At 71.3% G+C, this 13574-nt stretch carries 13 protein-coding genes; 1 reads left to right on the forward strand and 12 read right to left on the reverse strand.

Features of this window, described 5'->3' with window-relative positions; genetic code table 11:
• Positions 1-38: 38 nt before the first annotated feature.
• The 12 genes from B9P64_RS08470 to B9P64_RS08525 form a co-directional block, all read right to left on the reverse strand.
• The gene (locus B9P64_RS08470; RefSeq protein WP_139826209.1) at positions 39-1301 is read right to left on the reverse strand and encodes an acyl-CoA dehydrogenase family protein; all 1263 of its coding nucleotides are present in this window, start codon (positions 1299-1301) and stop codon (positions 39-41) included.
• Between the two features lie 19 nt (positions 1302-1320).
• Positions 1321-2085: an ABC transporter ATP-binding protein gene (locus B9P64_RS08475; protein ID WP_407919680.1), complete on the reverse strand. Its 765-nt coding sequence runs from the start codon at positions 2083-2085 to the stop codon at positions 1321-1323.
• On the reverse strand, positions 2066-2860 hold the full coding sequence (locus B9P64_RS08480; protein ID WP_235839929.1) for an ABC transporter permease: 795 nt from the start codon (positions 2858-2860) through the stop codon (positions 2066-2068). The genes B9P64_RS08475 and B9P64_RS08480 overlap by 20 nt, the downstream gene beginning before the upstream one ends.
• A 97-nt stretch (positions 2861-2957) precedes the next feature.
• On the reverse strand, positions 2958-3947 hold the full coding sequence (locus B9P64_RS08485) for an aliphatic sulfonate ABC transporter substrate-binding protein (RefSeq protein ID WP_085315773.1): 990 nt from the start codon (positions 3945-3947) through the stop codon (positions 2958-2960).
• 27 nt (positions 3948-3974) lie between these two features.
• Positions 3975-4766, reverse strand: coding sequence for an aliphatic sulfonate ABC transporter permease SsuC (gene ssuC, locus B9P64_RS08490; protein WP_139826233.1), 792 nt, complete (start codon positions 4764-4766; stop codon positions 3975-3977).
• A gap of 201 nt (positions 4767-4967) precedes the next feature.
• Complete coding sequence (gene ssuD, locus B9P64_RS08495) at positions 4968-6152, reverse strand: FMNH2-dependent alkanesulfonate monooxygenase (RefSeq protein WP_085315774.1); 1185 nt, start codon at positions 6150-6152, stop codon at positions 4968-4970.
• Between the two features lie 75 nt (positions 6153-6227).
• Positions 6228-7205: a sulfonate ABC transporter substrate-binding protein gene (locus B9P64_RS08500; RefSeq protein ID WP_085315775.1), complete on the reverse strand. Its 978-nt coding sequence runs from the start codon at positions 7203-7205 to the stop codon at positions 6228-6230.
• 7 nt (positions 7206-7212) lie between these two features.
• Positions 7213-8166, reverse strand: a complete 954-nt coding sequence (locus B9P64_RS08505; RefSeq protein ID WP_085315776.1) for a sulfonate ABC transporter substrate-binding protein — start codon at positions 8164-8166, stop codon at positions 7213-7215.
• Between the two features lie 41 nt (positions 8167-8207).
• On the reverse strand, positions 8208-8795 hold the full coding sequence (gene ssuE / locus B9P64_RS08510) for an NADPH-dependent FMN reductase (protein ID WP_085315777.1): 588 nt from the start codon (positions 8793-8795) through the stop codon (positions 8208-8210).
• 222 nt (positions 8796-9017) lie between these two features.
• Positions 9018-9461 carry a hypothetical protein gene (locus B9P64_RS08515; protein WP_085315778.1) on the reverse strand — a complete coding sequence of 148 codons (444 nt, stop codon included), beginning with the start codon at positions 9459-9461 and terminating at the stop codon, positions 9018-9020.
• A gap of 81 nt (positions 9462-9542) precedes the next feature.
• Entirely contained in the window at positions 9543-11324 is a 1782-nt protein-coding gene (locus tag B9P64_RS08520) for a CHASE2 domain-containing protein (protein ID WP_085315779.1), read from the reverse strand.
• A 4-nt stretch (positions 11325-11328) separates the two neighbouring features.
• Positions 11329-13008, reverse strand: a complete 1680-nt coding sequence (locus tag B9P64_RS08525) for a FecR family protein (RefSeq protein WP_085315780.1) — start codon at positions 13006-13008, stop codon at positions 11329-11331.
• 258 nt (positions 13009-13266) lie between these two features.
• Between B9P64_RS08525 and B9P64_RS08530 the strand changes: the two genes are divergently transcribed.
• Positions 13267-13569 (forward strand): hypothetical protein, encoded by a 303-nt coding sequence (locus B9P64_RS08530; protein WP_085315781.1) that lies wholly within the window; start codon positions 13267-13269, stop codon positions 13567-13569.
• Positions 13570-13574 lie beyond the last annotated feature (5 nt).

The following is a 13574-nucleotide window of genomic DNA, read 5'->3' on the forward strand; positions in this document are numbered from 1 at the left end:
CGGCTCCCGAAGGCTTGGGTCTTCATCGCGGCGCCGGCTCAGGAGTAGGCCGTCGGGTCGGGCACGCGGCCGGTGGTCGCGTAGCGGCCCAGGTCGCGCAGCTTGTAGTCGACCGGGTCGTGCAGCGTGTGCACGCGGGCGTTGCGCCAGTAGCGGTCGAAGCCCAGGCGCGCCGACGTGGCGCTGGCGCCGGTGATGTCGAACAGCTGGGTGCCGATTTCGAGCGCGGCGCGGTGGGCCGTGACCTTGGCTTCGGCGACCGCCACCGCCACCTCGCCGCGATGAAGGTCGGTGACCGCGTCGGGACCGAGATCGAGCGTGGCTTGCAGCTTCTGCGCGGCCAGATCGGTCAGCACCTGCGCCGGGCGCAGCAGCACCCAGAGCTCGCCGTAGCGCTTCTGGATGAAGGGATCGTCGAGCGAGGCGGCGACGCCCGAGGCGAACCACGGCCGGGCGCGGTCGCGGCTGTAGCCGGTCGCGGCCTCGAAGGCGCCTTCGGCAATGCCGGTGTAGAGATTGGCCATCACCAGCTGGGCGATGCAGGAGCGCAGCGTGGACCAGGGCGTGGCGGCGATGCCGGGGCGCTGGGTCACTTCGCGATGCTGGATCAGCACCTTGGCGAAATCGACCGTGCCGCTGTCGGTCTGCTTCTGGCCGAAGGCATCCCAGTCGGCATTCACGGTGATGCCGGCGCGGTGCGTGGGAAGCACGCCGATGAGGGCGGTGCCGGTCGGCTCATGCCAGGCCGAGACGGTGAGCGCATCCGAGCCGACCGAGCCCGAGCAGAAGGTCTTGCTGCCGTCGAGCACGAAGCCGTCGGCGGTCTCGACCGCCTGCGTGCGCTTGTCGAGCGGGTTGAGCGCATTGCCCCAGAACAGGCCGTGCTCGATCGTGCGATGCAGCCACAGGCTTTGCTGGGCCGCGTCGCCGTACAAAAACAGCCCGGCGATCTGCAAATGATGAAAGCCGTAGACATGGGCCAGCGCGCTGTCGACGCGCGCGAGGCGGCGCAGCGTCGCGAAGATGGTCGGCCAGTCGCTGCCGGCGCCGCCGTATTCCACCGGCACCGACAGCGTGAGCAGGCCGCTGGCGCGGATGCGTTCGCGCTCGAGTTCGGCATGGCCGCCGCTGCGGTCGCGTTCGACGGCCGTGCGCGCGAGTTCGGCGGCAAGGCGGTCGGCGGCCACGAGCGGATCGGCCGGCGGCAGGACGCGGCCGTGGTTGGGCAGTTCGGCGGCGCTGGGGCGCGCGGCTGCGGCGCCGGTTTCGTCCGGCCGCGTGCTGGCTTGGGCCAGGGTCATGGTGCTTGTCCTCGTGGGATCAGAAGGAATGGATGGCGTGCAGCTCGGTGAGGGCTTCGGCCTTGAGTTCGGCCAGCCGCAGATCGCGGCGGTCGCGCGGATGGGGCAGCGGCACGCGCAGGTCGCGCCGCAGGCGACCGGGGTCGGCATCGAGCACGAGCACGCGGTCGCTGAGGTAGATGGCTTCGTCGAGGTCGTGCGTGACCAGCAGCAGCGCAATGCCGTGACGCCGCGCCACGCCGAGCAGCAGGTCTTGCAGCTTCATGCGGGTAAAGGCGTCGACGGCGCTGAAGGGCTCGTCGAGCAGCAGCAGGCGCGGCCGGGTGTACAGGCCGCGCGCGATGGCGACGCGCTGAGCCTGGCCACCCGACAGCGAGCGCGGCAAGGCTTCCTCGTAGCCGGCCAGACCCACTTCGGCGAGCAGTTCGAGCGCATGGCGGTCGTGGCGACCGCTGCGGCCGGAGTCGAAGGCGACGTTGTCGGCGGCCTTGAGCCACGGGAACAGGCGCGGCTCCTGGAACACGAAGCCGATCTCGCGCGAGATGCCGGCGAGCGTGCTGCCGCCGAGCGCGAGGCGGCCGTCGTAGTCGCGGTCGAGGCCGGCGATCAGGCGCAGCAGCGTGCTCTTGCCGCAGCCGCTCGGGCCGATGAGGCTGACGATTTCGCCGGGCGCGAGCGTGAAGCGGATGGCGTCGAGCACGCGGCGCGCGCCGTAGTGCTTGGCGCGCAGGTCAACGTCGAGGAGTGCGGTCATGGCGGTCTCCTCAGTCGGCGCGGCGGTCATGGGTGTCGCGCCAGGCGAGCGCGCGGTGCTCGATGGCTTGCAGCACCGAATCGCCGAGCTTGCCGAGCAGCGCCAGCAGCACGATGGCGGCCAGCACCACATCCACGCGGCTGGTCTCGCGGCCGTCGCTGAGCAGATAGCCGAGGCCGCGCGTCGAGGCGATGAGTTCGGCCGCGACCAGGAACATCCATGCGAGGCCGAGGCCGCCGCGCAGGCCGGTCATCACCGCCGGCAGCGACGCGGGCAGGAAGATGCGCCGCACCTGCGCGAGCCGGCCGAGGCCGGCCATGGCGCCCACTTCTACCAGCTTGCGGTCGACATCGCGGATGCCCGAGGTGACGCCGAGATAGACCGGAAAGAACGCGCCGATCGCGATCAGCGTGATCTTGGGCAGCTCGTCGATGCCGAGCCAGAGCAGCAGCAGCGGCACCCAGGCCAGACTCGGGATCGCGCGCAGCCCTTGCAGTGTGGGATCGAGCAGCGCCTCGGCGCGACGGTTGAGGCCGACCAGCGCGCCGAGCGCGAGCGCCAGCGCGCTGCCGATGGCAAAGCCCGCCAGCACCCGCACCACGCTGGCGCCGATGTGGCGCGCGAGTTCGCCGCCGCCGGCGAGTTCTGCAAGGGTTTGCAGCAGCTCGCTCGGGGCGGGCAGAAAGCGCGCTTCGATCAGGCCGGCGCGCACCGCGATTTCGACCGCCACGAGAAAGCCGACCGGCAGCAGCAGGCCAATGGCGGCGGTGCGCCAGCGGCGCGCGAACCGGGTCAGCGCAGCCACTGCGGGATGCGGCGCGGCAGGGATGCAGGCGTCGCAGGCGCCGGCCGGGCTGCGTGCGGCCTCGCCGGAAAGCGCTCGGGTGTTCACGGCCGCGGCCTCAGCCGACCTTGGCCGGCGCGGCGATCAGCGGCTTGGCGAAGCCGGTGTCGATCAGCGCGGCGACGGTCTTGTCGAGGTCGGTGCCGGGCTTGACCAGCGCTTCCTCGCGCAGGATGGGCGCGGCGGCGCGCAGCGCATTCACATGCTCGGCCGACGGCAGCGGATTGCTGAAATCGGTGCGCAGCTTGACCTGCAACAGCGCGACCGGAACGCTGACCCTGGCCTCTTCGGCCAGGATGCGCGCCGCTTCATCGAGGTGGGCGAGCGTCCAGGCGCGCGCCTTTTCATAGGCGGTGATGACCTTGCCGACCACCGCCGGATGCTCGGCAAGGAAGGCTTCGCGCGCGCTCAGGAAGTTGTAGGTGTTGTAGCCGACATTGCGGTACAGGAAGCGCGAGCCGGCATCGAGCTCGCTCGCGGCCATGTGCGGATCGAGCCCGGCCCAGGCGTCGACCTTGCCCTGTTCGAGCGCGGCGCGGCCATCGGGATGTTGCAGATGAACGATCTCGACCTCGCCCTTCGGCAGCTTGAATTCGCGCAGGCTGCGCAGCAGGAACAGATAGGGATCGGTGCCCTTGGTGGCGGCGACCTTCTTGCCGCGCAGCTCGGCCACGGTCTTGATCGGCGAGTCCTTGGCCACCAGCAGGCCGGTCCATTCGGGCCGCGAGCCGACGTAGACGGTGCGGATCGGATTGCCGTTGGCCTTGGCCAGCAGCGCGGCCAGACCGGCGCTGGAGCCCAGGTCGATGCTGTTGCCGCCGAGGTATTCGAGCGCGCGGTTGCTGCCGGCGCTGAACACCCATTTCACCTTGGTGCCGTCGGCCTTCAGCGCGTCTTCGAGCCAGCCGAAGCGCTTGAGCACGAGGCTGAGCGGCGAGTAGTAGGCGTAGTCGAGCCGCAGTTCTTCGAGGCCGGCGGCGCGTGCCGCCGGGACGGTGGAGGCCAGCGCAAGGGCGCCGGCGCCCTTGAGGAGTTCGCGTCGTTTCATGTTTTTCTTTGTATGGAGGAAGGACGTTCAGGCGCTGCGGTAGTTCGGGTTCCAGCGCAGCAGCCGGCGTTCGAGCAGCCGGGCGACCAGGTCGGCGAGCTTGCCGAGCAGCGCGTAGAGCAGGATCCCGACGAGCACCACATCGGTCTGCAGGAACTCGCGCGCATTCATCGTCATGTAGCCGATGCCGGCCTGCGCCGAGATGGTCTCGGCGACGATCAGGATCACCCACATCAGCCCGAGCGAGAAGCGCACGCCCACGAGGATGCTGGGCAGCGCGCCCGGCAGGATCACCTCGCGGTACAGCGCCCAGCCGCTCACGCCATAGCTGCGCGCCATCTCGATCAGTTGCGGATCGACCGAGCGGATGCCGTGGAAGGTGTTGGCGTAGATCGGGAAGAACACGCCGAGCGACACCAGGAACAGCTTGGCGCCCTCGTCGATGCCGAACCACAGGATCACCAGCGGAATCAGCGCCAGCGGCGGGATGTTGCGAATCATCTGGATGCTGGTGTCGAGCAGCGTCTCGGCGCTGCGGATCGAGCCCGTCAGCAGCCCGAGCGCCAGCCCGATGCCGCCGCCGACCGCAAAGCCGCTCAGCGCGCGCAGCGTGCTGGTGCCCACATGGCGCCAGAGCTCACCGGTAAAGGCCAGATCCCAGGCCGCCGTGACCACCGCCAGCGGCGCCGGCAACACGCGCGACGACAGCCAGCCGGTCTGCGCCGCGATCTGCCACAGCACGATGAGCAGCGCCGGCACGATCCACGGCTTGAGCGCGACCAGCCGCCGGCCGAGTGCGCGCGCGGCATCGACGATCAGGTCGCCGCCGCCGGCATCGGCCAGCGGCAGCGCCAGACCGGCATCGGCCAGCTCGATGGCGGGTGTCACGGCCGGCCGCGCGCCGGAACGCGCTGCCTCCGCAACGCCGTCCGCCGGGCGAGCGGCCACCCCGCCCGGCGCAGCGCCGAACGTGGCCGCCGCCTCTGCCTGCGGTTTGGTGGCGAATGCAGAACTCATCGCTCAGCCCGCCGAGACGAGGCGTTCGTTGGCGGCCGGCACGATGTTGTTCGCGACGATTTCGCCAAACGGGCCGGTCAGCGAGCCGCCGCGCGGTGCGTCGAGCGTGTTGCCCTTGAAGCCGAGCACCGGGAACAGCAGCTCGGCGGTGCGGCGCGCTTCTTCCAGATGCGGATAGCCCGAGAGGATGAAGCTGTCGAGCCCGAGCGCCTCGTATTCGCGGATGCGCTCGGCCACCTGTTCGGCCGAGCCGACCAGCGCCGTGCCCGCGCCACCGCGCACCAGACCGACGCCGGCCCACAGGTTGGGGCTGATTTCCAGGTCGGCGCGGGTGCGGCCCTTGCCGCCCTTGTGCAGCTCGGCCATGCGCTGCTGACCGACCGAATCCATCTTGGCGAAGGCGGCCTGCGCGGCGGCGACCGTCTTGTCGTCGAGCTTGCTGATGAGGCGTTCGGCGTCGGCCCAGGCTTCGGCTTCGGTCTCGCGCACGATCACATGCAGGCGGATGCCGAAGCGCACCGTGCGGCCATGCTTGGCGGCGGCGGCGCGCACCGCGGCGACCTTCTCGGCGACGGCGGCGGGCGGCTCGCCCCAGGTCAGGTAGAGCTCGGTCTGCTCGGCGGCCAGATCGATGGCGGCCGGCGACGAGCCGCCGAAGTAGACCGGCGGATGCGGCTGCTGGATCGGCGGATAGAGCACCTTGGCGTTCTTCACCTTGATGTGCTTGCCCTCGTAGCTGAACGATTCGCCGGTATGGCTGCGGGTCAGGATTTCGCGCCACACATGGATGAACTCGGCGCTGGCTTCATAGCGCTCGGCATGGTTGAGGAACAGGCCATCGCCTTCCAGCTCGGCGGTATCGCCGCCCGTGACCAGATTGACCAGCGCGCGGCCGCCCGAGAGCCGGTCGAAGGTCGCGGCCATGCGCGCGCCCAGCGTCGGCGTCATCAGGCCGGGGCGCAGCGCCACCAGGAACTTGAGCTGGCGCGTGGCGCCGATCAGGCTCGATGCGGCGACCCACGGGTCTTCGCAGCTCTTGCCGGTGGGGATGAGCACGCCGGTATAGCCGGCGGTATCGGCGGCGATGGCCACCTGGCGGAAGTAGTCGAAGTCGGCGACGCGCGCGCCTTCGCTGGTGCCGAGGTAGCGGCTGTCGCCGTGGGTCGGGATGAACCAGAAGATGTTCATGGTCGGTGCTCGCTTGAAATGAATGGCGGATGGGAAGCGCGGCGGTCTGTGCCGCCGTCGCGTTGGGTACTTGCGTCAGACGGCGCGGGTCGGCTTCCAGACGATGTCGGCGACCTGCACCCGGCGCGGGATCAGGCCCAGTTCGGCGAAGGCGTCGGCCACGCGCTGCTGATCGGCGATCAGCTCGGGCGGTACCGGCTTCACCGGCGCCGGCGGCCGGCGTTCGAGAAAGCGGAAGGTGGTGGCAAGCGCGAGGCCGGTGTAGTCGGCCACCAGCAGCGCGGCCTCCTTGCGGTTGGCCTGCACCCAGGCGTCGGCGCGGCTGAGTTCATCGAGCAGCACGGAAATCGTGCGCGGATTGCGCTGCACGAAGCCGCTCGACGACAGGTAGAAGCTGTTGTTGTTCGACAGCCCTTCGCCGGTGTGCAGTACGCGCGGCAGTGCCTGCGGCGGCGATTCGAGTTCGGCGGCCGCGTAGTACGGGTCCCAGATCGCCCAGGCATCGACCGAGCCGCGCTCGAAGGCGGCGCGCGCCTCGGCCGGCGGCAGCCAGATCGGTTCGATGTCGGTCCAGGCCAGACCGGCCTGCTTGACCGCGCGCAGCGTGAGGTAGTGCGCGCTCGATCCCTTTTGCAGCGCGATGCGGCGGCCCTTGAGATCGGCCAGCGTTTGCAGCGGCGAATCGCTGCGCACCAGGATCGCCGAGGCCTTGGGCTTGGGCGGCTCGGCGCCGACGTACACCACGTCCTTGCCGGCGGCCTGGGCGAAGACCGGCGGCGCATCGCCGGTCATGCCCAGGTCGACGCTGCCGACCGACAGCGCCTCGAGCAGCTGCGGTCCGGCCGGGAATTCGTTCCAGCCGATCTTCACGCCCGGAAAGCGCTGCTCCAGCAGCTTGCGCTGGCGCAGCACCACGAAATGCACCGAGCTTTTCTGGAAGCCGATGCGGATCTGCTCGGGCGCGTTGTCGGCGGCGAGCGTCGGCAGGCTGCGCGCCGCAAGACCGGCGCCGGCAAGCGCGACGAGTTGGCGATGGAACTGGCGGCGGTCCATGGCGGGCTCAGCGGGCCGGCTTCCACACCACGTCGGCGATGCGGATGGGTTTGGGAATGAGCTTGAGCGCGGCAAAGGTGTCGGCGATGGCCTGCTGCTCGGTGGCGACGACCGGCGTCAGCGGCACGATGCCGTAGCTGTAGCGGCTGGCCGACAGCTCAAGCGTCGGCACGTCGAGGCCGGTGAGCGGTTGCAGCAGCGCGACCACGTCCTTCGGATTCTTGTCGGCCCAGACATCGAGCTTGACCAGCTCGTCGAGCACGGCGCGCAGCACCGCCGGCTCGCGTTCGGCATAGCCGCGCGACGACAGGAAGAACTGGTGGTTCGAGACGATGCCCGTGCCGTCGGCCAGCACGCGCGCGCCGAGCTGCTTCTCGGCGGCGGCCAGGAACGGGTCCCAGATCGCCCAGGCATCGACCGCGCCGCGCTCGAAGGCGGCGCGCGCATCGGCCGGCGGCAGGAACACCGGCTGGATGTCGGCATAGGCGACGCCGGCCTTTTCAAGTGCCTTGACCAGCAGGTAGTGCACGTTCGAGCCCTTGTTGAGCGCGACCCGCTTGCCCTTCAGCTCGCTCACGCTCTTCAGCGGCGAATCCTTCGGCACGACGATCGCCTCGCCCTTGGGCGCGGCCGGCTGGTTGCCGACATAGAGCAGATCGGCGCCGGCGGCCTGGGCAAAGATCGGCGGCGCCTCGCCCACGTTGCCGAAGTCGATCGAGCCGACATTGAGCGCTTCGAGCATCTGCGGGCCGGCCGGGAATTCGGCCCAGGTCACCTTCACGCCCTGGGGCGCGAGCGCGGTTTCGAGCGTGCCGCGCGCCTTGAGCAGGCTTAGCGTGCCGTACTTCTGGAAGCCGACGCGCAGCGTGCCGGCGGCAAAGGCGGCGCGCTGCGGCAGGGCGGCGGACAGGCCGGCCGCGATGGCGGCGGCGAGCAGGTTGCGGCGGGTCGGGGAAGTCATCGCGTCAATGCTTTCTTGTTGGTCTGGATGGAGCGGAGCGATCAGGCGGCGGCCGACAGTTCGACCGGCGTGGCGGCGGCGCGGCGCTGGCGCGTGGCGCGGGCCCAGTCGAGGGCTTCGAGCAGCAGGTTTGCGGAGTCTTCGAGCCGGGCGGCGATCTCGGCGTCGGGCTCGTAGCCGCCGTCGTTGCGCTTGCCGATCTGGGCATCGGAGGCATAGACGCTGCCGACGATCCAGCGCGCGCCGAGCGCGGTCAGCACCGGCTTGATGGCGTAGTCGATGGCGAGCAGATGGGCCGGCGAGCCGCCGGTGGCGATCGGCAGCACGACCTTGTCCCTGAGACCGTCCTGCGGCAGCAGGTCGAGCAGGCTCTTGAGCAGGCCGGTGTACGAGGCCTTGTAGATCGGCGTGGCGATCACGACGGCATTGGCGCGGGCCACGCGGCCGAGGGCGGCGGCGATCGGCGGCGCTTCGAATTCGAGGCCGAGCAGGGCGTCGGGCGGCAGTTCGCGGGCGCGCACATCCTCGACGATGGCGCCGTGCGCGACGACGTGGTTGCGCACCACATCGAGCAGCGCATTGGACCGCGAGCGAGCCTGGGGGCTACCGGAAATGAAGGCGATGGGCATGACGCGGAGTCCTGTTGCAGTGGGGTGGGCTGCAACTTAAGGACGCCCGCTTATGCGCGGAACGATGTGTAAGGCATGACTTGATGACCTGAAGTCATCAGTACTGCGTGGTTTTACGCAGTGAGAAGCGCAGGCGGTGGCAAAAGCAGCGGCTTCGCGGCCTGGGGCTGGCGTGGATCGCGCAGTCGCGGCCGGCGCGCCGGCGGCGTCATCGGCGGTCGGTCAGCCGCGTTCGATCGGCAGGCGCAGCTGCAGCCGCTGGCGGTCGGCATCGAGCACGAGCTGGCCGCCGTGGTGGCCGACCACCTGCTCGACGAAGTCGGACGGCATGCCGGCACTGGTCGGCGTGAACTCGACCGACCAGTCGGCATTGCCGGGCCGGGCCGGATCGGCGGCGCTGGCGAGGCGGATGGCGAGGACGCGGTCGGCGCCACGCACCGCATGCGCCACCAGTCCGGCGAGCGCGCGTCGCATCAGTGCCGGATCGCCGTTCATCCAGGCGGGGCCCGGGCCGTCGATCCGCGCCGGCAGGCGCTCGCCGCCGGGCAGCGGGCGCACCTCGGCGAGGGCGTCGGCGAGCAGGGCGGCGAGATCGAAATTGATGCTGACGGTGGCGCCGCTTTCGAGCCGCATCGCCTGCACGAAATCGCCGGACAGGGTCGGCATGGCGGAAGTGGTGGCGGCGTCGAGGCCGGGCGCGGGGCGGCGCGTGGCACATCGGTCTGGGTGACGGTGGTGAGCAGACCGTCAACGAAGGAGGGCGGCGTGTAGGCGCCGAGCGGGCGGGTGCGCGGGCCGGTGTGGTCGGCGTCGGTGCCGGCCAATGCGGGTTCGGCCACCGCGCGACCGAGGGAATTGAGGCAGACCACGAGCGCGTCGGGCCGCGCCTGCCGTCCGAGCGGGCTCACATGGATGCGCTGGGGCGCGAGGCGCGGATGCCGGCCGATGAGGTGGCGCGGGCGGGCGTCCAGGCCCACCTCGTCGAGCAGCGCGGTCCAGGCGCTTGCGCCGCCGGGTGCCAGTTCGCGCAGCAGCTCGGGCAGCTGGCGGCCGGCCAGGGTCGCGGGCGGAAGGGCGTCGTCGCCGGCAAGGCGGGCGGCAAACCGGGCCGGCCGGCGGATTGGCCAGCAGCACCAGCCCCTGGCGGTCGACGACGAAGATCGGGTCGGGCAGGGCGCCAAGTGCGCCGGCGAGCAGCTCGCGGCCGTCGCGCAGCTGCTGGCTGGCGCCGGCCAGGGCGTCGAGCCGGGCTTCGAGCGGACGGGTGCTGCGGCCGGCGAGGCGGCTGCGATCGGCGGGCGCGGCGCTGGCGGCATGGCTGCGCAGGCCGCCGGCCACGCCCAGGTTGGGGCCGGCGGCATGGGCGATGGCCTGCAGCTCATCGTCGACGAAGCGGCTGGCGGCTTCGAGCCGGCGCCAGCTCCACAGCGGGTAGGCGAGCAGGGCGACGCTGGCGAGGCCGGTCGGCGCGAACCACAGGTCGGCGCTGTCGAGCAGCAGCCAGGCCAGCAGCAGGCTGGCGCCGGCGCCGGCAAATGCCAGCACCAGCGCGGCGCGCGGCGGCAGCCGGGTGAGCGCGATGACGAACAGCGCCGTCAGCAGCGCCGAGACGGCGACGCCGGGCAGCTCGGGCAGGCTGCGCGGCGCATCGCCGTGACGCAGGCTGTCGAACAGGGTGGCGACGATCTCGACCGAGGCCATCGGGCTGGCATTGCCCGACAGCGGCGTGGGATAGCCGGCGCCGAGGCCGGTGGCGGTCACGCCGACCAGCACATGGCGGCCGGTGAAGCGGCCGGGCGGCACGCGGCCGAGCAGCACGTCGGCATAGCTCACCTGCTCGAAATGGCCGGGGCCGCCGCGATAGCGCAGCAGCACCGGATCGCTGCGCTGCCAGTGGCCGTCGGCGCTGCCGGCATCGAGCGTCTCGGGGGCGACGCCGGGCCGGCCGCGGGCCGCGTCGAGCAGCGCGAGCGCCACATGCGGCAGCCGGGCGCTGCCGAGGCCGGCATGCAGGTAGTCGCGCCGCAGCAGGCCGTCGGGATCGAGTTCGGCATCGGCCTGACCGAGCCGGTAGCCGCTGCCGAGGCTGGCCGCCGGGCGCAGCTGGTCGAGCGCGCGGCCGCCGGCGGCCGCGACCGGCACCACCGGCAGCACGACCGGCGCGGCGCGTTCCAGCGCCTCGGCGAGCGCCTGATCGTCGGCCGGATCGGCCGAAGGTTCGGACAGCAGCAGGTCGAGCAGGATGGCGCGCGGCCGGTCGGCGGCGAGGCGGTCGAGCAGCTGGGCATGGACCGCGCGCGGCCAGGGCCAGCGGCCCATCGCGGCGAGGCTGGCGTCGTCGATGGCGACGATGACGATGTCGTCGGGTGGCTGGGCGCTGGTGCCGAGCGCCAGCCCGATGTCGTAGAGCGCATCGTCGGCGCGCCGCAGCAGACCGCTCAGGCCCAGTACCAGCACCAGCAGCGCCAGCGCGACCGCGAGTCCGCCGCGTTCGCGCGCGAGGCGGGGCGACAGCGCAGCCAGCGTCATGCGCTCAGTTCGCGGTAGTCAGCAGGCCGGCGCCGCTGCGCCAGCAGGCCGCGCCGGCGCTCTCGATGCAGACCGGCACGTCGAAGCGCTGGACGGCGGTCCAGGGGCCGATGAAGCCGTCGGCATCGATGGCGCGGTAGCGCAGGTAGAAGCGGCCGCCGGGGCTCGGACGCGGCAGCTCAAGTTGCGGCGTGTCGAGCCGGGCCACGACTTCGGGCGCGGCCATGGCGGCGTCGCGGCCAAGCTCGAATTCATAGCGCTGGCCCGGCTCGCCGCGCCAGGCAAAGCGCACGCTGTCGTCGCCGAGTTCGGGCGGCAGCGCGGCGGCTGGCGGCGGCGCCAGCGTGAAGCCCAGCGCATCGCCCCAGGGGCCGTCGGCGCCCTGGGCCGGCAGGCTGGCGAGGCGCCAGAGATAGTTGCCGGGCGCCAGTTCTGCCAGCGCGAGCTGGGTGTCGCCGAGGCGGCGGTCGTCGAGCGGATGGGCGAAGCCGGTGTCGCCGGCCTCGGTCAGCTGAAACCGGTAGCCGGCGCCGGCCGCCGGGTTGGCGGTCCACGCAAAGCTCACGCCGCTGGCGCGCAGCTTGGCGCCCGGCGCGGGCGCGGTGACGAAGGGCGGCTCGGGCTCGGCATGCACATGAAAGGCGCGCGCGGCGTCGAAGCCTTCGAGCCCGTGCGTACCGATGGCGCGCAGGCGCAGCTGCCAGTCGCCATCGGGCAGATCGGCGATGCGGAAGTCGGGCGTCGCCGCCACGGCCTCGCGCTCGACTGCGGCAAAGCCGGCATCGCGCGCGATCTGGAGCCGGTAGCCGCTGGCGCCGGCCACCGGCGGCACGGCGATGCGCAGCAGCTTGCGTTCGAACAGCGTCGGCAGCGCGGCAAGGTCGGGTGCCGGCGGCAGCGCGATCGGCTCGGCCACGCGCTGGCTGGCGTCGACCACGGTGCCGTAGCCCGCCGCGACGGCGCGGTGCTCGGCGCCGCCGGCGACGTCGACGAGGCCGTGCACCACTTCACCGTGGGTTTCGGCGCCGCTGCTGACGCGGAATTCGGTGCCGCGCACCGCCAGCGTGGCCTGCGGCGTGCGCACATCGAAATGCGGCTGGCCGCCGCGCAGCCGGTTCACCAGCGCCTCGACCCGGCCGCGCAGCAGCTTGAGCGTGGCGCCGACGGTATCGGGCGCGGCATAGCTGCGCGCGCGGGCGATTTCGGCGCTGGAGTCGGCCTGCAAGCGCAGCAGCGAGCCGTCGCCGAGCCGCAAGGTCGCATAGCCGTCGGCGCCGGTATCGATGCGGTCGCCCTCGACCAGAAGGTTGCCGCGCGCCAGTGCGAGGGCGCTGCCGTCGGCGCGCAGCAGCCGCGCCGTGCCGACGGTTTCGAGCACCTCGACCGGTAGCGGCTTGGATGCCAGCCGGTCGAGCGGAATGCGCAGCTGGCTGCCCGTCGGCAGCACATCGGGATTGGCCATGCGATTGAGCCGGGCGATCTCGCGCCAGCCAGCCGGATCGGCGAGCAGCCGGCGCGCCACGCCGATCAGCGTGTCGCCGCGTTCGGCGCTGTAGACATGGGTTTCGATATCGGCGACGGGCGGAGCGGCCTCGGCGGCGCAGCACAGGAGGAGCGCGGCGGCAGCCAGGGCGCGCCGGGCGGCCGACGGCAAGGCGTCGGCGCGGGCAGGGCGGAGATGCATTTGAGGGATTTTCTTGGAGGCGTGGCGTCGCGGCCTGCAAGCGCGACGGGGCGCAAATTATGCCGAAGCGCAACTCGCTGCCGTACTTCCGCGACTGGCTGGCGTCCATCGGGCAATGCATTCCGGGGTTGCGTGTGTGGTTTTAAGTAAAATCCCGCCCGCGCTGAAAGGTCTTTCGGTTTTTCAGCGGGCCGGACTCTGCCCCCGGTCTTCACCCGCTTCACATCCTGCACACAACACAAAGCCAAGGAGCTCAATATGGTTCGCGGATTTACTTATCGCGGCGAAGCCTTCCGCGCGACGGTTCACGGCCGTCCCGGCAAGGAAGAAATCTTCATCGTCATGATGGTCGACGACGAAGAAGGCCCGGAAATCTCGATCGACCGTTTCGAAGACGCCGACAACAATCCCGACGACGAACTCGAAGTCATGCTCGCCAAGCTGGTCGACAAGCTGTTCGCCGAACAAAGCATCACGCCGGCCTCGGCCACCGAGCCCTTCGAATGGCTGGCTGCCGCGACCACCGGCGCACGCGTCCACGACGGCGTGCAGCACCACTGAGCACC

Source organism: Derxia lacustris, assembly GCF_002105195.1.
GTDB lineage: Bacteria > Pseudomonadota > Gammaproteobacteria > Burkholderiales > Burkholderiaceae_E > Derxia > Derxia lacustris.

Coding starts and splice junctions, on each gene's coding strand:
- ssuE (WP_085315777.1), bottom strand. CDS start 8,795: ATGCCCATCGCCTTCATTTCCGGTAGCCCCCAGGCTCGCTCGCGGTCC.
- B9P64_RS08530 (WP_085315781.1), top strand. CDS start 13,267: ATGGTTCGCGGATTTACTTATCGCGGCGAAGCCTTCCGCGCGACGGTT.
- B9P64_RS08475 (WP_407919680.1), bottom strand. CDS start 2,085: ATGACCGCCGCGCCGACTGAGGAGACCGCCATGACCGCACTCCTCGAC.
- B9P64_RS08525 (WP_085315780.1), bottom strand. CDS start 13,008: ATGCATCTCCGCCCTGCCCGCGCCGACGCCTTGCCGTCGGCCGCCCGG.
- B9P64_RS08470 (WP_139826209.1), bottom strand. CDS start 1,301: ATGACCCTGGCCCAAGCCAGCACGCGGCCGGACGAAACCGGCGCCGCA.
- ssuD (WP_085315774.1), bottom strand. CDS start 6,152: ATGAACATCTTCTGGTTCATCCCGACCCACGGCGACAGCCGCTACCTC.
- B9P64_RS08500 (WP_085315775.1), bottom strand. CDS start 7,205: ATGGACCGCCGCCAGTTCCATCGCCAACTCGTCGCGCTTGCCGGCGCC.
- B9P64_RS08505 (WP_085315776.1), bottom strand. CDS start 8,166: ATGACTTCCCCGACCCGCCGCAACCTGCTCGCCGCCGCCATCGCGGCC.
- B9P64_RS08485 (WP_085315773.1), bottom strand. CDS start 3,947: ATGAAACGACGCGAACTCCTCAAGGGCGCCGGCGCCCTTGCGCTGGCC.
- B9P64_RS08515 (WP_085315778.1), bottom strand. CDS start 9,461: ATGCCGACCCTGTCCGGCGATTTCGTGCAGGCGATGCGGCTCGAAAGC.
- B9P64_RS08520 (WP_085315779.1), bottom strand. CDS start 11,324: ATGACGCTGGCTGCGCTGTCGCCCCGCCTCGCGCGCGAACGCGGCGGA.